Source organism: Streptomyces prasinopilosus, assembly GCF_001419695.1.
Classification (GTDB): domain Bacteria; phylum Actinomycetota; class Actinomycetes; order Streptomycetales; family Streptomycetaceae; genus Streptomyces; species Streptomyces prasinopilosus.
The window spans coordinates 1-22,084 of the sequence record NZ_LIRG01000015.1 but is presented as its reverse complement, the minus strand read 5'-3'; the positions used below and the strand labels follow the sequence as shown (position 1 = coordinate 22,084).

Sequence of the window (22,084 nt, the reverse complement as noted above, 5' to 3'; positions counted from 1 at the left end):
CCCATGGTACGGGCCCCCGGTGCCGGGGGCCCGTACCATGGGAATGGCCGTGGCGTGTCCAGCCCGGCAGGGCCCGCGCACCGCAGCCGTCTGCGCAGGGCATTCCTCACCATCCCGGGAGTACGCCAACCCATGGCTTTGTCCATCCAGCGTCACGACATCCGAAACGTCGCCATCGTCGCCCACGTCGACCACGGCAAGACCACCATCGTCGACGGCATGCTCAAGCAGGCGGGCGCCTTCGCGGCCCACCAGCTCGACCAGGTCGACGAGCGCATGATGGACTCCGGCGATCTGGAACGTGAGAAGGGCATCACGATCCTCGCCAAGAACACGGCGGTGAAGTACCACCCCAAGGACGGCGGGGACCCGATCACGATCAACATCATCGACACCCCCGGCCACGCCGACTTCGGTGGCGAGGTCGAGCGTGCCCTGTCGATGGTCGACGGCGTCGTGCTGCTCGTCGACTCCTCCGAGGGGCCGCTGCCCCAGACCCGCTTCGTGCTGCGCAAGGCGCTGCAGGCGAAGCTGCCGATCATCCTGTGCATCAACAAGACGGACCGGCCGGACTCCCGCATCGACGAGGTCGTCAACGAGGCCTACGACCTGTTCCTCGACCTGGACGCCGACGAGGACCAGATCGAGTTCCCGATCGTCTACGCCTGCGGCCGCGACGGCATCGCCTCGCTGACCAAGCCGGAGGACGGCACGGTCCCGGCGGACTCGGACTCGCTCGAGCCGTTCTTCTCCACCATCCTGTCGCACATCCCGGCCCCCACGTACGACGAGGGCGCCCCGCTCCAGGCCCACGTCACCAACCTGGACGCCGACAACTTCCTCGGCCGCATCGCCCTGCTCCGCGTCCACCAGGGCGAGCTGAAGAAGGGCCAGACGGTCGCCTGGATGAAGCGCGACGGCTCCGTGCAGAACGTGCGGATCTCCGAGCTGATGATGACCGAGGCGCTCACCCGCAAGCCCGCCGAGAAGGCCGGCCCCGGTGACATCTGCGCGGTCGCCGGCATCCCCGACATCATGATCGGCGAGACCCTGGCCGACCCGGAGAACCCGGTCCCGCTGCCGCTGATCATGGTGGACGAGCCCGCGATCTCCATGACCATCGGCACCAACACCTCGCCGCTGGTCGGTCGCGGCGGCACCGGCAAGGGCGCCGACGCGAAGGCGGCCGTGAAGGACCGCAAGGTCACCGCCCGCCAGGTCAAGGACCGCCTGGACCGCGAGCTGATCGGCAACGTCTCGCTGCGCGTCCTGGACACCGACCGCCCCGACGCCTGGGAGGTGCAGGGCCGCGGCGAGCTGGCGCTGGCGATCCTGGTCGAGCAGATGCGCCGCGAGGGCTACGAGCTCACCATCGGCAAGCCGCAGGTGGTCACCCGGGAGATCGACGGCAAGGTGCACGAGCCCGTCGAGCGCATGACGATCGACGTGCCCGAGGAGCACATGGGCGCGGTCACCCAGCTCATGGGCGTCCGCAAGGGCCGCATGGACAACATGTCGAACCACGGCTCCGGCTGGGTGCGCCTGGAGTTCGTGGTGCCCTCGCGCGGCCTGATCGGCTTCCGCACCGAGTTCCTCACGCAGACCCGCGGCACCGGTATCGCGCACTCCATCCACGAGGGCCACGAGCCCTGGTTCGGTCCGCTCACGACCCGGAACAACGGCTCCCTGGTCGCCGACCGCGCCGGCGCGGTCACCGCGTTCGCGATGACCAACCTGCAGGAGCGCGGCGTGCTGTTCGTCGAGCCCGGCACCGAGGTGTACGAGGGCATGATCGTCGGCGAGAACTCGCGCGCCGACGACATGGACGTCAACATCACCAAGGAGAAGAAGCTCACCAACATGCGGTCGTCCTCGGCCGACTCGTTCGAGGCGATCGTCCCGCCGCGCAAGCTGTCGCTGGAGCAGTCCCTGGAGTTCTGCCGCGACGACGAGTGCGTCGAGGTGACCCCGGAGTCCGTGCGCATCCGCAAGGTGAACCTGGACGGCCGCGAGCGCGCCCGCGCCGCCAGCCGCGCCAAGCACGGCTGACCCGCCGGCCGGCACCCCGCCCCGCGCGGGCGGGGCCCCGCGGCACACGGCACCGGGCACCCCTGAGCCCAGGGGTGCCCGGTGCCGTTCGCGTGGGAGGCGGGATCCCGCGCGCCGGAGTGGCGCAGGACACGTGCGGGAACGGGCCGCGGAGGGCCGGCGCGGCACGGCGCGGTCCGGGCCGGCCCGGTGCGGCGCGCCGTCGTGGCGAAGCGGAGCAAAAGAGGAGGGTAGGGATAACCCTCGATCCTGCCGGGAGATGCCCCTGAAACGGGCGTCGCCCACTACCCTTCTCCCGGAGTGGGCGGACGGCGTGCCGACGTGGCCCACTTCACGTCCGGTTCACGCCCGGTACGCGGCTCGACGGCCAACGCCCTTGCCGCGCAAACGCGTTGAGTGCACGACAGTCCCCCAAGGACCCTGCACCGGGGCCGTGCTTCCCGCAACGGCTTTTTGCCCCGCCGGTGTCCGCTATGCGGACACTTTGCTCCGATAGATGTGTAACAAGTCCGTTTCGCAGGGATCTCCGACGAAACCCTTTGTCCGGATTTTGGAAGATGTAGGACCCAGCTGTGATCGAACCGAGACCTCGTGGGTGTGGTTCGGTCTGGTCGCATGGCAGATAGTTAGGCGCGTAGAACTCGGCCGAACGGGTTACGCGTCATCGATGCGGGCTCGCGAGCCAGGGGGCACCTGACGATCTCGGACGCCGGCGACGGGCGGTGGACGCGGACGTGTCCTGTGCTCTTCCCTGCGGTGAACCAATGGACTATGAGGAGGAACCCATGCGCGGTGCCAAGAGCGCCAAGTGGGTCGCGATGGCCGCGGTAGTGGCGCTTGGCGCGACCGCCTGTGGTGGGGGAAGCGGTGACGGCGACAGCGGCGACAGCAAGGCCGCTGTCGACCCGAAGGGTATTTTCTCGGTCGACGTGGGCGAGCCGCAGAACCCGCTGCAGCCGGCGAACGCCAAGGAGTCGAACGGCTCCAAGGTCATCAAGGCCGTGTTCTCGCAGCTCGTCGACTTCGACGAGAAGGGCGAGGTCGTCATGGAGAACGCCGAGTCCGTCGAGACCGAGGACAGCAAGCTCTGGACGGTCAAGCTCAAGGACGGCTGGACGTTCCACAACGGCGAGGCCGTGACGGCCAAGTCCTACGTGGACTCCTGGAACTGGTCCGCCAACATCAAGAACAACCAGACGAACAGCTACTGGTTCTCCGACATCAAGGGCTTCGAGGACGTCCACCCCGAGAAGGGTGACCCGAAGAGCGACACGATGTCCGGTCTGAAGGTCGTCGACGAAAAGACCTTCACCATCGAGCTGTCCTCGCCGATCCCGTACTTCCAGTACAAGCTCGGCTACGACGTCTGGTCCCCGCTTCCTTCCGGCTTCTTCAAGGACCCCGAGGCCTACGGCGAGAAGCCGGTCGGCAACGGCGCCTACGAGTTCGTCAAGTGGGAGCACAAGAAGCAGATCGAGCTCAAGACCTACGCCGACTACAAGGGCGAGGACAAGCCCAAGAACGGCGGTGTGATCTTCAAGAACTACACCACCGTCGAGGCCGGCTACCAGGACCTGCTCTCCAACAACCTGGACATCATCCGCCAGATCGGTCCGAAGGACCTGCCCAAGCGCAAGACGGACCTGGGCGAGCGCGCGGTGGACCAGGACTACAACGCCATCCAGTCCATCGTCCCGGCCTTCTACACCAAGCAGTGGAAGGACATCGACCCCAAGGTCCTGCAGGGCCTGTCGATGGCGATCGACCGCGACACGATCACCAAGACCGTCCTCAACAACACCCGTGAGCCCGCGACCAGCTTCGTGGCCAAGGGCGTGGCCGGCTTCCAGGAGGGCGTCGCGGGCGACATCCTCACCTACGACGCCGCCAAGGCCAAGAAGCTCATCGAAGAGGGCGGCGGCGTCCCCGGCAACAAGATCTTCATCCAGTTCAACGCGGACGGCGGCCACAAGGAGTGGGTCGAGGCGGTCTGCAACAGCATCCGCAAGGCCACCGGCGTCGACTGCGCCGGCGACTCCAAGCCGGACTTCCAGACCGACCTGGACGCGCGTGACGCCAAGGAAGTCAAGTCCATGTACCGCGGTGGCTGGGTGCAGGACTACCCGCTCAACGTGAACTTCCTGCGTGACCTGTACGGCTCCAAGGCGGACGGCAACACGTCCGGCTTCGCCGACAAGGAGATCGACGGTCTCTTCAAGAAGGGCGACAACGCCGCGGACCTGGACGGCGCCATCAAGGCGTACCAGGAGGCGGAGAAGGCCATGTTCGAGAAGATGCCGGCCATCCCGCTCTGGTACTACAAGACGAACTTCGGCTACTCCACGAACGTCAAGAACGTGAAGTTCAACACCGAGGGCGACCCGATCCTGCACGACATCGAGGTCCTCAAGAAGTAACCGAACAGTTCGCACACGGGTGACGGCCCCTCGATCCGGGGCCGTCACCGGTGCCGGCGGGGGCCGACGGGGTGTGAGTCTCCGGACGACGGAGGCGGACAGCCCGTCGGCTTTTCCCGCTGTGACCGACATGGAGGAACCATGGGGCGCTACGTCGCGCGGCGACTGCTCCAGATGATCCCGGTATTCATCGGGACGACACTGCTGATCTTTCTCATGATGTACGCGCTGCCCGGCGACCCCGTACGCGCGCTGTACGGAGAACAGTCGGTGGACGTGTCGCAGATCGCGGCGATCAAGGCGGAGTACGGGCTGGACAAGCCGCTCTGGCAGCAGTACATCAACTACCTCACCGGCCTGCCGCAGGGTGACTTCGGCACCCAGATCGCCAGCCGCCGGCCGGTCGCCGAGGTCATCGGGGAGGCGTTCCCCGTCACCATCCGGCTGACGATCCTCGCCTTCGTCTTCACCGTCCTCGTCGGCGTGTCGATGGGCATCGTCTCCGGCATGCGGGCGGGCAGGAAGACCGACACCAGCGTGCTGGTGATCACGCTGGCGCTGATCTCGGTTCCGTCGTTCGTGCTCGGCTTCCTGTTCCAGTGGCTGTTCGCGATGCAGTTCGGCTGGGTGACGCCGACGGTCCAGGACTCGATGAACGTGGGACAGCTGCTCCTGCCGGCCATCGTCCTGGCCTCGCTCTCCCTGGCGTACGTGGCACGTCTGACGCGCACCTCCATCGCGGAGAACCTGCGCGCGGACTACATGCGCACGGCGGTGGCCAAGGGCCTGCCGCGCCGCCGCATCATCTCCATGCACCTGATGCGGAACTCGATGATCCCCGTGGTCACCTTCCTCGGTATCGACATCGGCAGCCTGATGACCGGCGCGATCATCACCGAGGGCATCTTCAACGTGCAGGGCATCGGCAACCTGGTCTACCTGGCGCTCAGCCGCCGCGAGGGAGCGACGGTGGTGGGCATCGTCACAGTGATGGTCCTCATCTACCTCTTCGTCAACCTGCTCGTCGACCTGCTGTACGCGGTCCTGGACCCGAGGATTCGCTATGTCTGAGCTGACCTCGAAGACGGACACCGTGGTCGCCGCCCAGGCCGCGACCACCCCGGACGCCGTCCTCGCCACCGACGCGGGCCCCGCCCCGGGCAAGCCGCGCAGCCTGTGGTCCGACGCCTGGTACGACCTGCGCCACAACTGGATGTTCCTGCTCTCGACCTTCCTGATCCTGCTGCTGCTGCTGATAGCGGCCGTGCCGGACCTGTTCATCTCGGGCTCGGTCAGCCCGCGGGACGGCGACCTGACCGCGCACTACCTGCAGTCGCCCCAGATGAGCCACCTCTTCTCCGCCGAGTGGTTCGGCTACGACCACCAGGGCCGCTCGATCTACGCCCGGGTGCTGCACGGCACCCGCGCCTCGATCCTCGTCGGCGTCATGGTCACCCTGGTGGTGAGCCTGGTGGGCGGTCTGGTCGGCCTGATCTCCGGCTACTTCGGCGGCTGGGTCGACTCGGTGGTCTCCCGGGTCACCGACGTCTTCTTCGGCATCCCGTTCCTGCTCGGCGCCATGGTCGTGCTGAACACCTTCGCCGAGCGCTCGGTCCCGGTCGTCGCGCTGGCGCTGGCCGTGCTCGGCTGGACCTCCATCGCCCGCGTCATGCGCGGCTCGGTGATCACGGTCAAGCAGGCCGACTACGTCACCGCGGCCAGGGCCCTGGGCGCGGGAACCGGCCGCATCCTGTTCAAGCACATCCTTCCGAACGCCGTCGCCCCCGTGATCGTCGTCGCCACCATCGCACTGGGCGGCTACATCACGGCGGAGGCCACCCTGTCCTTCCTGGGCATCGGTCTCACCGAGGCGATCTCCTGGGGCCAGGACATCTCCTCGGGCAAGGACTACCTGCGCACCGCGCAGTACGTCCTGTTCTTCCCGGCCGCGATGCTCAGCGTCACGGTGCTGGCGTTCCTCATGTTCGGCGATGCGGTCCGCAACGCCCTTGACCCCAAGTCGCGCTGAGGGAGGCGTTACGTGAGCATCATCGACAAGACCGACGCCGTCCTCGAGCCGGAGGCCGTGGGGTTCGACGGCCCGCTGCTGGACGTCCGTGACCTGCACGTGGAGTTCCACACCCGGGACGGTGTCGCCAAGGCCGTCAACGGGGTCAACTACTCCGTGGAGGCGGGCGAGACGCTCGCCGTGCTCGGCGAGTCCGGTTCCGGCAAGTCCGTGACCGCGCAGGCGATCATGGGCATCCTCGACATGCCCCCCGGGCGCATCCCGCGGGGCGAGATCATGTTCCGCGGCCAGGACATGCTGAAGATGTCCGAGGAGCAGCGGCGCAGGATCCGCGGCCGGAAGATCGCCATGATCTTCCAGGACGCGCTGTCCTCGCTCAACCCCGTGCTCTCGGTGGGCTACCAGCTCGGCGAGATGTACCGGGTGCACGAGGGCCTGTCCAAGAAGGCCGCCAAGGCCAAGGCGATCGAGATGATGGACCGGGTGAAGATCCCGGCCGCCGCGGCGCGGGTGAACGACTACCCGCACCAGTTCTCCGGCGGCATGCGCCAGCGCATCATGATCGCCATGGCGCTGGCCCTGGAGCCCGAGCTGATCATCGCCGACGAGCCCACCACCGCCCTGGACGTGACGGTCCAGGCCCAGGTGATGGACCTGCTGGCGGAGCTCCAGCGCGAGTACCGGATGGGCCTGATCCTCATCACCCACGACCTCGGCGTGGTCGCCGACGTCGCGGACAAGATCGCGGTGATGTACGCGGGCCGGATCGTCGAGCGGGGCCCGGTCCACGAGCTGTACAGGAACCCGGGGCACCCGTACACCAAGGGCCTGCTGGAGTCGATCCCGCGCCTGGACCAGAAGGGCCAGGAGCTCTACGCGATCAAGGGTCTGCCCCCGAACCTGACGCGCATCCCCAGCGGCTGCGCGTTCAACCCGCGCTGCCCGATGGCGCAGGACGTGTGCCGTACGGACGTTCCGCCGCTGCACCCGATGACGGCGCCGGACGGGACCGAACTGGTCGGCCGTGCCTCGGCGTGCCACTTCTGGAAGGAGACGGTCAATGGCTGAGCTCAGCAAGAACGACGAGCAGGGCGACACCACGCCGAACGTCTCCGAGGTGGAGGTCGTCGAGGCCCGGACCGAGGCGGAGGAGGTCGCCGCGCTCGAGGCGCCGGTGGAGCGCGGTGAGCCGATCCTCCAGGTGCGCAACCTGGTGAAGCACTTCCCGCTCACCCAGGGCATCCTCTTCAAGAAGAGCGTCGGCGCGGTGAAGGCCGTGGACGGCATCTCCTTCGACCTGTACCAGGGCGAGACGCTGGGCATCGTGGGCGAGTCGGGGTGCGGCAAGTCCACGGTGGCCAAGCTGCTGATGAACCTGGAGCGGGCGACCGCCGGCGAGATCTTCTACAAGGGCCAGGACATCACCAAGCTGTCGGGCAGGGCCCTCAAGGCCGTCCGCCGCAACATCCAGATGGTGTTCCAGGACCCGTACACCTCGCTGAACCCGCGCATGACGGTGGGCGACATCATCGGGGAGCCCTTCGAGATCCACCCCGAGGTGGCGCCGAAGGGCGACCGGCGCAAGAAGGTCCAGGACCTGCTGGACGTGGTCGGGCTCAACCCGGAGTACATCAACCGGTACCCGCACCAGTTCTCCGGCGGCCAGCGCCAGCGCATCGGCATCGCCCGGGGCCTGGCGCTGAACCCCGAGATCATCATCTGCGACGAGCCGGTCTCCGCACTGGACGTGTCCGTCCAGGCCCAGGTCATCAACCTGATGGAGGGGCTGCAGGACGAGTTCAACCTCTCCTACCTCTTCATCGCGCACGACCTGTCGATCGTCCGGCACATCTCCGACCGGGTCGGCGTGATGTACCTCGGCAAGATGGCCGAGATCGGCACCGACACCCAGATCTACGACCACCCGACGCACCCCTACACCCAGGCGCTGCTGTCGGCGGTCCCGGTGCCGGACCCGGCGGCCCGCGAGCACCGGGAGCGGATCATCCTCACCGGTGACGTGCCGTCGCCGGCCAACCCGCCGTCGGGCTGCCGCTTCCGCACCCGCTGCTGGAAGGCGCAGGACAAGTGCGCCGAGGAGGTCCCGCTGCTGGCGGTGCCCGAGCGCTTCAAGAACTCGGACACCCCGGCGGCCCACGAATCGGCCTGCCACTTCGCCGAGGAGAAGGACGTCGTCCACGCGGCCTGATCCCGTCCGGTCCGCCCGGAACCCGGCTCCCCCGCACACAGGGGAGCCGGGTTCCGGCGTTTCCGGCGACGGGAGCCCGGTGACGGGAGCCCGGTGGCGGGGCCCGCCGCCGCGGGCTCGCCGTCGCGGGTCCGGTGGCGCGGGCCCGCCGAGCGGCCCGGTGATACGTACATACGGCTGGAGTCGACCCCGTACAGACGTCCTACGTGTGCGACGCATGTCTTTTGTGTCGATATTGGCGTAAAGCGTCAGCGACCACTGCGTCGGTACGAGGAGGCACTCCATGCGCGGAGCCACGCACGCCCCATGGGCCGCATGCGCGGTGGCGCTCGCGCTCGTGGTGACGGCCTGCGGGGGCGGGAGCGGGGGCGGCGGCAGCGGTGACGCCGGCGCGGTGCTGAGCGCCTCCTGGGGCGACCCGCAGAACCCGCTGGAGCCGGCCAACACCAACGAGGTGCAGGGCGGCAAGGTCCTCGACATGATCTTCCGGGGCCTCAAGCGCTACGACCCGGAGACCGGCGAGGCCCAGGACATGCTCGCCGAGTCCATCGAGACCGCGGACTCGCAGAACTTCACCGTCACGGTCAAGGACGGCTGGACCTTCTCCAACGGCGAGAAGGTCACCGCCAAGTCCTTCGTCGACGCCTGGAACTACGGCGCGAGCCTGAGGAACAACCAGCGCAACGCCTACTTCTTCGGCTACATCGAGGGCTACGACAAGACCCACCCCGAGGAGGGCGAGCAGAGCGCCGACACCCTCTCCGGGCTCCGGGTCACCGGCGAGCGGACCTTCACCGTCAAGCTCACCCAGAAGTTCTCGACCTTCCCCGACACCCTCGGCTACGCCGCCTTCGCCCCGCTGCCCCGCGCCTTCTTCGACGACCACGACGCCTGGGTCGCCAAGCCGGTCGGCAACGGCCCGTACGCCGTCGACACGTACGCCAAGGGCTCGCAGATCTCCCTGCGGAAGTGGGACGGCTACCCCGGCGACGACAAGGCGCGGAACGGCGGCGTGGACCTCAAGGTCTACACCGACAACAACACCGCCTACACCGACCTCCTCGCCGGCAACCTCGACCTGGTCGACGACGTCCCCGCCTCCCAGCTCAAGAACGTCCGGAACGACCTGGGCGACCGCTACCTCAACGTCCCCGCCGGCATCATCCAGACCCTCGCCTTCCCCTACTACGACGAGAAGTGGAACAGGACCGGCTCGGAGAAGGTCCGCAAGGGCCTGTCCATGGCGATCAACCGGAAGCAGATCACCGAGACCCTCTTCGTGAAGACCCGCACCCCCGCCACCGACTGGACCTCCCCGGTCCTCGGCGAGGACGGCGGCTTCCGGGAGGGACTGTGCGGCGACGCCTGCGCGTACAAGCCGGACGAGGCCAAGAAGCTCATCCGGGAGGGCGGCGGCCTGCCCGGCGGCAAGGTCACGCTCACCTACAACGCGGACACCGGCTCCCACAAGGACTGGGTCGACGCCGTCTGCAACTCCATCAACAACGCGCTGGGCGACGAACGTGCCTGCGCCGGCAACCCGGTCGGCACCTTCGCCGACTTCCGCAACCAGATCACCCAGCAGAAGATGAGCGGCCCGTTCCGCGCCGGCTGGCAGATGGACTACCCGCTCATCCAGAACTTCCTCCAGCCGCTCTACTACACCGACGCCTCCTCCAACGACGGCAAGTGGTCGAACAAGAACTTCGACGAGTTCGTCGACCGGGCCAACCAGGAGAGCGACACCGCCAAGGCCGTCGGCCTGTTCCAGCAGGCCGAGGAGGTCGTCCGCGACAACATGGCCGCCATCCCGCTGTGGTACCAGAACGGCAGCGCGGGCTGGTCCGAGCGGCTGTCCGACGTGGAGCTCAACCCCTTCAGCGTCCCCGTGTACGACCAGATCAAGGTGAGCTGACCCGCCGTGGGACGCTACGTCGTCCGGCGGCTGCTCCAGATGATCCCGGTGTTCGTCGGGGCCACGCTGCTGATCTTCCTGATGGTGAACGTGATGGGCGACCCCATCGCCGGCCTCTGCGGCGAACGGCGCTGCGACCCGGCGACGGCGGCCCGGCTGGAGAAGGAGTTCGGCCTCGACAAGCCCGTCTGGCAGCAGTACCTGACCTACATGGGGAACGTCTTCACCGGCGACTTCGGTACGGCGTTCAACGGCCAGGAGGTCACCGAGCTGATGGCCACCGCGTTCCCCGTCACCATCCGGCTCACGGTCATCGCGATCCTCTTCGAGGTCGTCGTCGGCATCGTCCTCGGCGTGGTCACCGGACTGCGCCGGGGACGGCCCGTCGACACCGGCGTCCTGCTGCTCACCCTCGTCGTCATCTCCGTGCCCACCTTCGTCACCGGCCTGCTGCTCCAGCTGCTGCTGGGGGTGAAGTGGGGGTGGATCAGGCCGTCGGTCTCCTCCGAGGCCCCGTTCGACGAGCTGATCCTGCCCGGCCTGGTGCTGGCCTCGGTCTCCCTCGCCTACGTCACCCGGCTGACCCGCACCTCCATCGCCGAGAACCGGCGCTCCGACTACGTCCGCACCGCCGTCGCCAAGGGGCTGCCCCGGCGCCGGGTGATCACCCGGCACCTGCTGCGCACCTCCCTCATCCCGGTGGTCACCTTCATCGGCGCCGACATCGGCTTCCTGATGGGCGGCGCGATCGTCACCGAGCGGATCTTCAACATCCACGGTGTCGGCTACCAGATCTACCAGGGCATCCTGCGGCAGAACACCCAGACCGTCGTCGGCTTCGTGACCGTCCTCGTGCTGGTCTTCCTGGTCGCCAACCTCGTCGTCGACCTCCTGTACGCCGTTCTGGACCCGAGGATCCGCTATGCCTGAACAGCACTTCGACCCCGACCGCGCCGTCGCGGGGACCGGCATGGGTGGCACCATGGACCTGGGCGTCGACGAGGCCGAGACCCTGGAGAGGGCCCCGGGGGGCCCCGAGGGCCCCGGCCCCCGGGAGAAGCCGCGCTCCCTGTGGTCCGACGCCTGGCACGACCTGCGCCGCAACCCCGTCTTCGTCGTCTCCGCCCTGGTGATCCTCTTCCTGGTCGTCATCTCCCTGTGGCCCTCGCTGATCACCTCCGGCAGCCCCCTCCAGTGCGACCTGGCCAAGGCCCAGGAGGGCTCCCAGCCGGGCCACCCCTTCGGCTTCAACGGGCAGGGCTGCGACGTGTACACCCGTACCGTCTACGGCGCCCGCACGTCCGTCGCGGTCGGTGTCCTGGCCACGCTCGGCGTCGCGGTCCTCGGCAGCGTCCTGGGCGCGCTGGCCGGATTCTTCGGCGGGGTGGGGGACTCGGTGCTGTCCCGGATCACCGACGTCTTCTTCGCCATCCCGGTCGTCCTCGGCGGCCTGGTGCTGCTGTCCGTCATCACCAGCAACACCGTCTGGCCCGTCATCGGCTTCATCGTGCTGCTCGGCTGGCCGCAGCTGTCCCGCATCGCCCGCGGCTCGGTCATCACCGCCAAGCAGAACGACTACGTCCAGGCCGCGCGGGCCCTGGGCGCCTCCAACTCCCGGCTGGTACTGCGCCACATCGCGCCCAACGCGATCGCCCCGGTCATCGTCGTGGCGACCATCGCGCTCGGTACGTACATCTCGCTGGAGGCGACCCTGTCCTACCTCGGCGTCGGGCTGAAGCCGCCCAGCGTCTCCTGGGGCATCGACATCTCCGCCGCCTCCCCCTACGTCCGCAACGCCCCGCACGCGCTGCTGTGGCCCTCCGGCGCCCTCGCGGTCACCGTCCTGGCGTTCATCATGCTCGGCGACGCGGTGCGCGACGCCCTCGACCCGAAGCTGAGGTGAGCCGCCGCCATGCTGCTCGACGTACACGACCTGCACGTGGAGTTCCACACCCGGGACGGTGTCGCCCAGGCCGTCAACGGCGTCAGCTACGGCGTCGACGAGGGCGAGACGCTCGCCGTGCTCGGCGAGTCCGGTTCCGGCAAGTCCGTGACCGCGCAGGCGATCATGGGCATCCTCGACGTGCCGCCCGGCCGGATCACCGGCGGCGAGGTGATCTTCCGGGGCCGCGACCTCCTGACCCTGAAGGAGGAGCAGCGCCGCAAGGTGCGGGGCGCCGAGATGGCGATGATCTTCCAGGACGCGCTGTCCTCCCTCAACCCGGTGATCTCGGTGGGCGACCAGCTCGGCGAGATGTTCACCGTGCACCGGGGCATGTCGAAGAAGGACGCGCGGGCCGAGGCCGTCGAGCTGATGGACCGGGTGCGCATCCCCGCCGCCCGGGAACGGGTGCGGCAGTACCCGCACCAGTTCTCCGGCGGCATGCGCCAGCGCATCATGATCGCCATGGCGCTGGCCCTGGAACCGGCCCTGATCATCGCCGACGAACCGACCACCGCCCTCGACGTCACCGTCCAGGCCCAGGTCATGGAGCTGCTGGCGGAGCTCCAGCGCGAGTACCGGATGGGCCTGATCCTCATCACCCACGACCTCGGCGTGGTCGCCGACGTCGCCGACCGGATCGCCGTCATGTACGCGGGCCGGATCGTCGAGTCGGCCCCCGTGCACGACATCTACAAGGCCCCCGCCCACCCGTACACCCGGGGCCTGCTGGACTCCATCCCCCGACTGGACCAAAAGGGCCGGGAGCTCTACGCCATCAGGGGGCTGCCGCCCAACCTGATGGACATCCCGCCCGGCTGCGCCTTCCACCCCCGCTGCCCGATGGCCCGGGACGTCTGCCGCACCGACGAGCCGCCGCTGTACGAGGTCACCGAGTCGGAGGCCGGCCGGGGCAGCGCCTGCCACTTCTGGAGGGAGTGCCTGCATGGCTGAGCCGAGGGGCGGGACGGAGGGGAGGCCGGCCCCGGCGACGGGCTTCGAGAAGGGCGCGGGTCCCGCCGGGGAGCCGATCCTGGAGGTCTCCGGCCTGGTCAAGCACTACCCGCTGACCCGGGGCGTCCTGATCCGCAAGCAGGTCGGCGCCGTGAAGGCCGTCGACGGGGTCGACTTCGCGCTCGGCCGGGGCGAGACGCTGGGCGTCGTGGGCGAGTCGGGGTGCGGCAAGTCCACCGTCGCGAAGATGCTGGTCCACCTGGAGAGGCCGACGGCCGGCGCGATCCGCTACAAGGGCGAGGACGTCACCCGGCTGTCGGGGAAGGCGCTGAAGGCCGTCCGCCGCAACATCCAGATGGTGTTCCAGGACCCGTACACCTCGCTGAACCCGCGCATGACGGTGGGCGACATCATCGGGGAGCCCTTCGAGATCCACCCCGAGGTGGCGCCGAAGGGCGACCGGCGCAGGCGCGTGCAGGACCTGCTGGACGTGGTCGGGCTCAACCCGGAGTACGTCAACCGGTACCCGCACCAGTTCTCCGGCGGCCAGCGCCAGCGCATCGGCATCGCCCGGGGCCTGGCCCTGAACCCCGAGGTGATCGTCGCCGACGAGCCGGTCTCCGCGCTGGACGTGTCCGTCCAGGCCCAGGTCATCAACCTGATGGACCGGCTCCGGACCGAGTTCGACCTGGCGTTCGTCTTCATCGCGCACGACCTGTCGATCGTCCGGCACATCTCCGACCGGGTCGGCGTGATGTACCTGGGCCGGATCGTCGAGACCGGCACCGACGCCCAGATCTACGACCACCCGACCCACCCGTACACGCAGGCCCTCCTGTCCGCCGTCCCGGTGCCGGACCCGGCGGCCCGCGAGCACCGGGAGCGGATCATCCTCACCGGCGACGTGCCGTCCCCGACGAACATCCCCTCCGGCTGCCGCTTCCGCACCCGCTGCTGGAAGGCGCGGGACAAGTGCGCCGAGGAGGTGCCGCTGCTGGCGGTCCCCGAGGTGTTCCGCGAGGCCGGCGGCCCGGCGGCCCACGCCTCGGCGTGCCACTTCGCGGAGGAGAAGCGGGTGGTGCCGTAGGGGAGGCCGCCGGCGGGGCGGGCGGAGGACCCGGCCGGTCGGACCGGTCAGACCGGACCGGGCGCCCGGTCCTCCGGGTCCTCCGGGTCCTCCGGGTCCTCCCGGTCCTCTGGGTCCTCCGGGTCTTCCCGGTCCTTCGGGTCTTCCCGGTCTTCCCGGTCCTCCTCGTGCCGGAGCGCGGTCACCTCCCGTCGCGGCCAGTGGGCCAGGTCGCGGAGCAGCTGCCGGTCGTGCGTCGCGACGACGACGGCGGCGCTGGTGGCGCGGAGCGCTTCGGTCAGCTCGTCGACCAGGGCCGCCGACAGGTGGTTGGTCGGCTCGTCGAGCAGGACCAGTCCGGGCCGCCCGGCCAGTGCCAGCGCCAGGTCGAGGCGCCGCCGCTGCCCCTGCGACATCCGCCCGACCGGGGTGCGCAGGGCGTCGGAGTCCAGCAGTCCGAGTGCCCCGAGCGGGACGGCGTCGGCGTCGCGGAGCACGCCGCGCGCCACCAGCCGTCCGACGTGGCGGGCGTGCGCCTCGCGGGCGGTGAGACCGGGGTCCTGGGCGGCGGTCTCCTGGGTGACCCGCACGACCCGCGCCCCCTTCACCGTCCGCACGTAACCTTCCGTGGGGTCGAGCGCGCCGGCCAGCACGGCGAGCAGCGTGGACTTCCCGGCACCGTTCGCTCCGGTGACGAGCAGCCGGTCGCCGCCGTCGAGGGTGAGGTCGACGGGGCCGGCCAGCCGCCCGTCGACCGCGATGCCGTGCGCCCGCACCAGGGGCGCGCCCCGCCGGACGCCCGGGTCCGGCCAGCGCAGTGCCGACGGCGGTTCCGGCACGTCGACGCGGTGCGCCTCCAGGGCGTCCCGCTGCCGGTTCAGGGCCTGCACCACGCCCGGTGCGCGGGACTGCCGCTGGTGCTTGCCGGTTCCTTTGTCCGGCCGCCAGCCGGTGGAGAGCCGGTCGCGCGCCCTGGACACCGCGTCCTGCAGCCGCCGGTGCTCGTCCTGCTGCTCCGCGTACTCCTGCTCCCAGCGCCCGCGCTCACGGCGCCGGGCCTCCTGCCAGGCGTCGTAACCGCCGGCGTACAGGCGTGGTTTCCCGTCGCGGGACGGGTCGAGGTCGAGGAACCGGTCCGCGACGTCCCGCAGCAGCGCCCGGTCGTGACTGACGAGGGCGAGAGCGCCGTCGTGCTCGCGCAGCCGACGGGTCAGGAAGTCCAGGCCTCCCGCGTCGAGGTGGTTGGTCGGCTCGTCGAGCAGCAGGACGTCGTGGTGCGTGCCGAGCAGGCAGGCCAGCCGGACCCGGTAGCGCTGCCCGACCGACAGTGTGGACAGGGGGCGGTCGCGGTCGGTGCGGGCGCCGAGGGCGTCGAGGGCGACGTCGAGGCGGCGTTCCGCGTCCCACGCGTCGAGCCGGGTGGCGGCGTCGAGGGCGGCGGCGTAGAGGTCGCCGGCGCCGGGGTCGTCCCCCGCGGCCAGGGCGAGGGCCGCCTCGTCCAGTGCGCGCAGGGCGGCGAGGGACGGGGCGAGCGCCTCGGAGGTCAGGGTGCCGACGGTCTCGCCGTCCCGCGCGGACAGTTCCTGGCGGGCCAGGCCGAGGGTGCCGGTCCGGTGCACGGAGCCCTCGTCGGGCGCGAGCAGTCCGGCCAGGACGTGCAGCAGGGTCGTCTTGCCCCGCCCGTTCTCGCCGACGACGGCGATCCGCGACCGGGCGGAGACGGTGACCGAGACGCCGTCCAGGACGCGGCGCGACCCGAGGGTGACGGTGACGCCCTCGGCGCGCAGGTGCGCGCCGCCGCCCGCCGCGACGGGCACGGGCGTGACTTCAGGGGTGGCGGGGGTGACCGGGACGGTCGGAGGGGTGAGGTTCAACGGATGCTCCGCAGCTCGCAGGGGGAGCCGGGGGCAGCGGAAGGCGGCCGCCCGGCGGGAACCGGAACGGCGAGCGCTTTTTCACCAGGGGGAAGGCGCCGCCGTCAGCGGCGGAATCGAACCTTCTGCGACCAGATACCTCGTGCCATGCCGTCCACCGTAACAGGGGGGCTGTCGCCGCTCCCGTGGATTTCCGGCCCGCCGGGCTCCCGGGGACCCGTCGGGCCGTGCGGCGGGCCCGGTGGCCGGTCCGACGGGACGGCGGGCGGGGCAACGGGCCGGGGCGACATGGCGCACCCCGGCCCGTTCACGGCACCCGCACGGCCGTACGCGCAACAGCCTCGCGTGTCCGTATATCGGCACCGCTTCCCCGGAGTTGCCTCCGTGTTAACGGAGTTCAGGCCTCCGGGGCGGTGAGTGCGAGCGAGCGCCTGAGGAAGTCGAGCTGGAGGCGGAGGAGGTTCTCGGCGACCTCCTCCTGCGGGGTCATGTGGGTGACGCCGGACAGGGGCAGGACTTCGTGGGGCCGGCCGGCCGCGAGGAGGGCCGAGGACAGGCGCAGGGAGTGGGCGACCACCACGTTGTCGTCCGCCAGGCCGTGGATGACCATCAGGGGGCGGTGCGGCTCGGCGGCGTCGACCAGGCCCGCGTCGTCGATCACCGAGTTGCGGCGGTAGACCTCCGGCTGCTCGTCCGGGTGGCCGATGTAGCGCTCCTGGTAGTGGGTGTCGTAGAGGCGCAGGTCGGTGACCGGGGCGCCGACCACCGCCGCGTGGAAGACGTCCGGCCGGCGCAGCGCGGCCAGGGCCGCCAGGTAGCCGCCGAAGGACCAGCCCTGGATGGCGACGCGGTCCAGGTCGAGCGGGAAGTCGGAGGCGAGGGCCCGGAGCGCGTCCACCTGGTCCTGGACGGTGACCGCGGCGAGGTCGTCCTTGACGGCCTTCTCCCAGGCGGGGGAGTGGCCGGGGGTGCCGCGGCCGTCGGCGACGATCACCGCGAAGCCCTGGTCGGCGAACCACTGCGAGGTCAGGTGGGGGTTGTGCGCGGCCAGCACGCGCTGGCCGTGCGGGCCCCCGTAGGGGTCCAGGAGGACGGGGAGGGGAGTGTCCCCGTGATAGTCCCGTGGCATAAGCACGGCGCACGGAATTTTCCGTGCGCCCCCCTGGGTGAGGGTCAACCGGGGGGACATACCGGGGTCTTCGGCGTACGAGCGAACAGTCGCCGTCGGTTTCCCGTCACGCAGGATCCGCGCCCGGGAGCCCGGCCGGTCCGGTGTCGCGGACACCAGGACGGTCACGTCCCCGGCGCGCACCGCGGAGTGCACGCCGGGTTCCCGGGAGACGCGCTCCACGCCCAGGTCGTTCACCCGGTAGACGTGCACCTCGCCGATCTCCGGGTCGCCGTCCGCCGCCCCCGGCCGCGTGCCCGGCCCGGCTCCCGCGGACGCCGACACCAGCACGTCGTCGTCCGACACGTCCAGGACCGCGCGGACGTGCAACTGCGCTCCGGTCAGCGGGCGTTCGCCGACGGCGAGCCGCCGCGCGCCGCCCTCGTCGGTGATCCGGACCAGCTGTCCGGAAGGGCTCCAGCAGGGCACCCCCGCGAAAAGATCAAGCCAAACCGGATCTTCGTCGGCGTGCACCATCCGGGTGGCCCCGGTGTCCGGGTCCACTGCCAGGAACAGCTGACTGCGCTGGTCGCGCGCCTGTACGAGCAGCAGTGGCGCACCCGCCGCTGACCAGTGCACATGCGCCAGGTACGGGTACCGCGCCCGGTCCCACACGACCTCCGTGCGCGCCCCGTCCAGCCCGGTCACGAACAGCCGGACCTCCGCGTTCGCGGTCCCCGCCGCCGGGTACGCCACCCGCTGCGGCTCCCGTTCCGGATGCGCCGGATCGGAGATCCACCACCGCTTCACCGGCGTGTCGTCCACGCGCGCCACCAGTAGCCGGTCCGACTCCGGGGCCCACCAGAAGCCCCGCGAACGCCCCATCTCCTCGGCCGCGATGAACTCCGCGAGCCCGTGGGTGACGTTCTCCGACTCGGGGGTCGCCAGGGCCCTGTCGTCCGCCCCCTCCGCCCCGACGACCCGCAGCGCGCCCTGCGCGACGTAGGCGACGTGGCGTCCGTCGGGCGACGGCCGGGGGTCGATCACCGGTCCGGGAGTGGGCAGTTCACGCGCCGTACCGGCGCGCAGCTCGGCTGTGAAAAGCCGCCCTGACAAGGCGAAAGAGGCCAACTCGACCGCCGCGTCGGTGGCGTAGCCGACGATGCCGGCGCCGCCCTCGCGGCTGCGTTCGCGCCGCGCCCGCTCCTGGGCCGACAGGCGCTCCTCGGCGCCGCCCAGCAGGGCGTGCGGGTCGGCCGCCACGCGCTCCCCGCCGCCTCGGGGGTCGAGCACCCACAGCGCGTTGGCCCGGTCCGTGCCGGAGCCCGAGCGCAGGAACACCACCCGGGAGCCGTCGGGTGCCACGGTGAACGAACGCGGCGCGCCGAGCGTGAAGCGCTGGGTGCGGGCGTGCCGTCGGGGGAAGGAGTCGGTGTCGGTCGTCATGCCATGACCATATTGGCCATGCGCCCCCTTGTGCGGCTGTGCGCCGACCGATGCGCACGTACGGATAGTTATGATCGTTAGCGCATAGTGGGTATGAACCTGCTGGCTGCTGTGTGGATTTATCTGCCCCCATATTCCTACCCCCCTGTCGTCCTGGGATCCTTGGAGGTGAGCCGCCGTGGCACTCTCGATTTCGGCGGTAGTGCTGCTGGCGATCATCGTCTTCCTGCTGATCAAGAAGTCGGGCCTCAAGACGGGGCATGCGGTGATCTGCATGCTCCTCGGCTTCTACATGGCGTCGTCGACGATCGCGCCTACGATCAGTGAGTTGACGACCAACATCGCGGGCATGATCGGCAGCATCAACTTCTGATCCGCCGGCCTCGTCCGGCCCGACTCCGCACCTCCCCGGGGGTGTCGGCACAACACGCTGGGACCGACAGGTGAGGGAGGCCGGGCTGCCCGACGGCACGGGACCGCTGGTCCTCCGGCCGCCGGGGAGTCTCTGGAACCTCCACCGCGTCCCCGTCGGCCCGCGCGACGGCCCGTGGCGGCGCCCGCCGCGGTGGGCGCGCCCGTGGTCCCGCGCGCTGTTCGCCGGCTGCGCGGCCCGGCTCCGGGGTGCGCTCGGCGGCGGATCCGACGTGGGCGGGACGTGCGCGTACGCCCGTCACCAGAGGTGCGGCGGTGCCCACCGGGCGTCCCGCGCCGGGGAGTTCGGCCGGCTGTTCCCGGTGGGCGACGAGTGCGACGGGGCGTACGACCTGGTTCCGGGTGGGTGAAGCCGGCCATTCTCGACCGCGCCGCCTTCGTGCTGATCGCCCCGGCCGTTCCGCCGGGGTTCGGCGTCGCCCGCCTCGCCCGCCTCGCCCGCCTCGCCCGCCTCGCCCGCCTCGCCCGTCTCGCCGGCCGCGGCGCGGTCCGCGGAACCCCGGCCCGGGCCCCTCTCCCCCTCGCCTGTTACTCGCCGGTAAGGAATGATGGCGGGCAATCATCCACACGTTCAGGGGCGGTGCCACCGGTGACGACTTCCGAGGACCAGGAACAGGAAAAGGAACGGGGACGGGAGCGGGGGCAGGGCCGGGAGCGGGGTCCCGCCAGGGTGCACGCCTTCCGCGACGACGCCCTCGGCGACCATGACGCCGTGGGTCTCGCCGAGGCGATCCGCCGGGGGGAGGTGAGCGCCGCCGAGGCCGCCCGCGACGCGGCGGCCCGGGTCAGGGCGGTGGAGGACCGGCTGCACGCCGTCCAGGTGCACGTCGAGGTCCCGGCGTACCGTTCCGGGCCGGTCGGTTCCCTCACCGGGGTGCCGACCTTCGTCAAGGACAACACCGACTACCGGGGTCTGCCCACCGGGCACGGCAGCGCCGCGTTCGTGCCGAGGGCCGCGCGCCGGCACGCCCCGTTCGCCCGGCAGTTCGTCAGCACCGGCGTCACGGTGCTCGGCAAGACCCGGATGCCCGAGTTCGGGTTCAGCCCGACCACGGAGTACGAGGGTGCGGAGCCCGTCCGCAACCCGTGGCACACGGGCCGTTCGGCGGGCGGTTCGTCGGGCGGCAGCGCGGCCCTCGTCGCGGCCGGGGCGGTGCCGATCGCGCACGCCAACGACGGGGGCGGTTCGATCCGGATCCCCGCCGCCTGCTGCGGCCTCGTCGGCCTGAAGCCCACCCGGGGCCGGGTGGTCCGCAACGCTCAGGGCCGCCAGTTGCCCATCGACCTCGTCAGCGACGGCGTGGTGAGCCGCTCGGTGCGGGACAGCGCCGCCTTCCTCGCGGCCGCCGAGCAGTACTGGCGCAATCCGAAGCTGCAGCCCGTCGGCCTGGTCGAGGGTCCCTCGCGGCGGCGCCTGCGCATCGGGTTCCTGCGGGACTCGCCCAACGGCGTCCCCTCCGACGCCGACACCGGCGCGGCCGTCACGGAGACGGCCCGGCGGCTGGAGCGGCTCGGGCACACCGTGGAACCGGTGGAACTGGCCATCGACCCGAGCTTCACCCCGGACTTCCTCACCTACTGGGGCCTGTTGTCGTTCCTGATCGGCGTCACCGGACGGACCCTCGGCACGGACTTCGACCGGCACCGCATGGACGGCCTCAGCCGGGGCCTGCGCGAGACGTACGTGAAGGACTGGCGGCGCACGCCGGGCGTGGTGCGGAGGCTGAAGCGCACGCGGGAGCCGTACGCGGCGGCGTTCCGCGGGCTGGACCTGATCCTCTCCCCGGTCCTGGCCCGCACCACGCCCGAACTCGGCCACCTCAGCCCGGCCGTCCCCTACGACACCCTGATCGAGCGGATCCTCGCCTACGTCGCGTTCACGCCGGTCAACAACGTCGTCGGCACGCCGTCGATCTCGGTCCCGGCCACCCGCACGACGGAGGACGGGCTCCCGATCGGCGTCATGTTCTCCGGCCGTCCGGGCGCCGAACGGACGCTGCTGGAGCTCGCCTTCGAACTGGAGGCGGACGAGCCGTTCCGGAGCATCCGGGACGCCTGACGGGACGCTTGACGGGAGACCGGACGGGACGCCTGACGACAGATCGAATCCCCGCCCCGGCACCCGATTTCGAACGGCTTCGGCGGACCGCGAACTCGCAGCTCCAGAAACGTGCTTGACGCCCGTGGGCAGCGTGCCGAGTGCGGTCGGCCCCGGGGCCCGGCGCCTCGGTGCGGAACGGGGCGTACCTCTCGGGAGGGCCGGGTGCCCGCACCGTCGCGGCCGCGTGCCGGGCCGTGGTGAACCCCTGCGGACGGTGAGGCGGCTGGGACACACTGGGGCCGGGGTGCCGGAGTCGGGCGCCCGGGAGCGAGGGGGACCGTGGACAGGGGAGTTTCGCTGGCCGAGGCGCTCGGGGAACTGCGGCGGGAGCTGTACGCGGCGCAGGACGAGGGCGCGCACGAGCAGTTCCGGTTCGAGGTGGAACAGGCGGAGCTGGCGCTGGAGGTGGAGTTCCGCCGGGACGGCAACGGCGGGGTGAAGGTCGAGGTGGGCCTCCCCGGCGCCAAGGTCGCCGGGGAGGCCGGCGGTGGGCGGGGCGGTACGCGGCGGCAGACGCTGACGCTCACCCTGCGGGTCTGGGA

Annotated in this window: 16 protein-coding genes; 14 read left to right on the top strand and 2 right to left on the bottom strand. The window is 70.6% G+C overall.

What is annotated here, in order from left to right; genetic code table 11:
• Nucleotides 1-132 precede the first annotated feature (132 nt).
• From typA to AOK18_RS01170, 11 genes are all read left to right on the top strand, one after another.
• Nucleotides 133-2,049: a translational GTPase TypA gene (gene typA, locus AOK18_RS01220; RefSeq protein ID WP_055570351.1), complete on the top strand. Its 1,917-nt coding sequence runs from the start codon at nt 133-135 to the stop codon at nt 2,047-2,049.
• Between the two features lie 785 nt (nt 2,050-2,834).
• The gene (locus AOK18_RS01215; protein WP_055693040.1) at nt 2,835-4,466 is read left to right on the top strand and encodes a peptide ABC transporter substrate-binding protein; all 1,632 of its coding nucleotides are present in this window, start codon (nt 2,835-2,837) and stop codon (nt 4,464-4,466) included.
• Nucleotides 4,467-4,607: 141 nt separating this feature from the next.
• Nucleotides 4,608-5,537, top strand: a complete 930-nt coding sequence (locus AOK18_RS01210; RefSeq protein ID WP_055570349.1) for an ABC transporter permease — start codon at nt 4,608-4,610, stop codon at nt 5,535-5,537.
• The gene (locus tag AOK18_RS01205) at nt 5,530-6,495 is read left to right on the top strand and encodes an ABC transporter permease (protein ID WP_055693039.1); all 966 of its coding nucleotides are present in this window, start codon (nt 5,530-5,532) and stop codon (nt 6,493-6,495) included. Before AOK18_RS01210 ends, AOK18_RS01205 begins: the two co-directional genes overlap by 8 nt.
• A 12-nt stretch (nt 6,496-6,507) precedes the next feature.
• Nucleotides 6,508-7,563 carry an ABC transporter ATP-binding protein gene (locus tag AOK18_RS01200; protein WP_055570347.1) on the top strand — a complete coding sequence of 352 codons (1,056 nt, stop codon included), beginning with the start codon at nt 6,508-6,510 and terminating at the stop codon, nt 7,561-7,563.
• Nucleotides 7,556-8,704 carry an ABC transporter ATP-binding protein gene (locus AOK18_RS01195; protein WP_055693038.1) on the top strand — a complete coding sequence of 383 codons (1,149 nt, stop codon included), beginning with the start codon at nt 7,556-7,558 and terminating at the stop codon, nt 8,702-8,704. The genes AOK18_RS01200 and AOK18_RS01195 overlap by 8 nt, the downstream gene beginning before the upstream one ends.
• A gap of 283 nt (nt 8,705-8,987) precedes the next feature.
• Nucleotides 8,988-10,619, top strand: a complete 1,632-nt coding sequence (locus AOK18_RS01190; protein ID WP_055693037.1) for a peptide ABC transporter substrate-binding protein — start codon at nt 8,988-8,990, stop codon at nt 10,617-10,619.
• A gap of 6 nt (nt 10,620-10,625) precedes the next feature.
• Entirely contained in the window at nt 10,626-11,549 is a 924-nt protein-coding gene (locus AOK18_RS01185; protein ID WP_055693036.1) for an ABC transporter permease, read from the top strand.
• Nucleotides 11,542-12,522: an ABC transporter permease gene (locus tag AOK18_RS01180; RefSeq protein WP_055574193.1), complete on the top strand. Its 981-nt coding sequence runs from the start codon at nt 11,542-11,544 to the stop codon at nt 12,520-12,522. Before AOK18_RS01185 ends, AOK18_RS01180 begins: the two co-directional genes overlap by 8 nt.
• 9 nt (nt 12,523-12,531) lie before the next feature.
• On the top strand, nt 12,532-13,515 hold the full coding sequence (locus AOK18_RS01175; protein ID WP_055574194.1) for an ABC transporter ATP-binding protein: 984 nt from the start codon (nt 12,532-12,534) through the stop codon (nt 13,513-13,515).
• The gene (locus AOK18_RS01170; protein WP_240503008.1) at nt 13,508-14,602 is read left to right on the top strand and encodes an ABC transporter ATP-binding protein; all 1,095 of its coding nucleotides are present in this window, start codon (nt 13,508-13,510) and stop codon (nt 14,600-14,602) included. Before AOK18_RS01175 ends, AOK18_RS01170 begins: the two co-directional genes overlap by 8 nt.
• Before the next feature lie 47 nt (nt 14,603-14,649).
• On the opposite strand, the gene AOK18_RS01165 is transcribed toward AOK18_RS01170, so the two are convergent.
• Both AOK18_RS01165 and AOK18_RS01160 read right to left on the bottom strand, forming a co-directional pair.
• Nucleotides 14,650-16,455, bottom strand: a complete 1,806-nt coding sequence (locus AOK18_RS01165) for an ABC-F family ATP-binding cassette domain-containing protein (protein WP_079104787.1) — start codon at nt 16,453-16,455, stop codon at nt 14,650-14,652.
• Between the two features lie 397 nt (nt 16,456-16,852).
• Nucleotides 16,853-19,009, bottom strand: coding sequence for a S9 family peptidase (locus AOK18_RS01160; protein WP_055693035.1), 2,157 nt, complete (start codon nt 19,007-19,009; stop codon nt 16,853-16,855).
• 178 nt (nt 19,010-19,187) lie between these two features.
• Here AOK18_RS01160 and AOK18_RS01155 point away from each other — a divergent pair, with 178 nt between their 5' ends.
• From AOK18_RS01155 to AOK18_RS01140, 3 genes are all read left to right on the top strand, one after another.
• Nucleotides 19,188-19,382, top strand: coding sequence for a hypothetical protein (locus tag AOK18_RS01155; protein WP_055570526.1), 195 nt, complete (start codon nt 19,188-19,190; stop codon nt 19,380-19,382).
• Nucleotides 19,383-20,111: 729 nt separating this feature from the next.
• The gene (locus AOK18_RS01145) at nt 20,112-21,500 is read left to right on the top strand and encodes an amidase (protein ID WP_055693041.1); all 1,389 of its coding nucleotides are present in this window, start codon (nt 20,112-20,114) and stop codon (nt 21,498-21,500) included.
• A gap of 321 nt (nt 21,501-21,821) precedes the next feature.
• The coding region (locus AOK18_RS01140) for a trypco2 family protein (protein ID WP_338119095.1) at nt 21,822-22,084 on the top strand (263 nt) is incomplete at its 3' end.

Excerpts from the sequence above, each read along its gene's own strand:
- typA (WP_055570351.1), top strand. The coding sequence starts at position 133 with ATGGCTTTGTCCATCCAGCGTCACGACATCCGAAACGTCGCCATCGTC.
- AOK18_RS01215 (WP_055693040.1), top strand. The coding sequence starts at position 2,835 with ATGCGCGGTGCCAAGAGCGCCAAGTGGGTCGCGATGGCCGCGGTAGTG.
- AOK18_RS01210 (WP_055570349.1), top strand. The coding sequence starts at position 4,608 with ATGGGGCGCTACGTCGCGCGGCGACTGCTCCAGATGATCCCGGTATTC.
- AOK18_RS01205 (WP_055693039.1), top strand. The coding sequence starts at position 5,530 with ATGTCTGAGCTGACCTCGAAGACGGACACCGTGGTCGCCGCCCAGGCC.
- AOK18_RS01195 (WP_055693038.1), top strand. The coding sequence starts at position 7,556 with ATGGCTGAGCTCAGCAAGAACGACGAGCAGGGCGACACCACGCCGAAC.
- AOK18_RS01190 (WP_055693037.1), top strand. The coding sequence starts at position 8,988 with ATGCGCGGAGCCACGCACGCCCCATGGGCCGCATGCGCGGTGGCGCTC.
- AOK18_RS01180 (WP_055574193.1), top strand. The coding sequence starts at position 11,542 with ATGCCTGAACAGCACTTCGACCCCGACCGCGCCGTCGCGGGGACCGGC.
- AOK18_RS01175 (WP_055574194.1), top strand. The coding sequence starts at position 12,532 with ATGCTGCTCGACGTACACGACCTGCACGTGGAGTTCCACACCCGGGAC.
- AOK18_RS01170 (WP_240503008.1), top strand. The coding sequence starts at position 13,508 with ATGGCTGAGCCGAGGGGCGGGACGGAGGGGAGGCCGGCCCCGGCGACG.
- AOK18_RS01160 (WP_055693035.1), bottom strand. The coding sequence starts at position 19,009 with ATGACGACCGACACCGACTCCTTCCCCCGACGGCACGCCCGCACCCAG.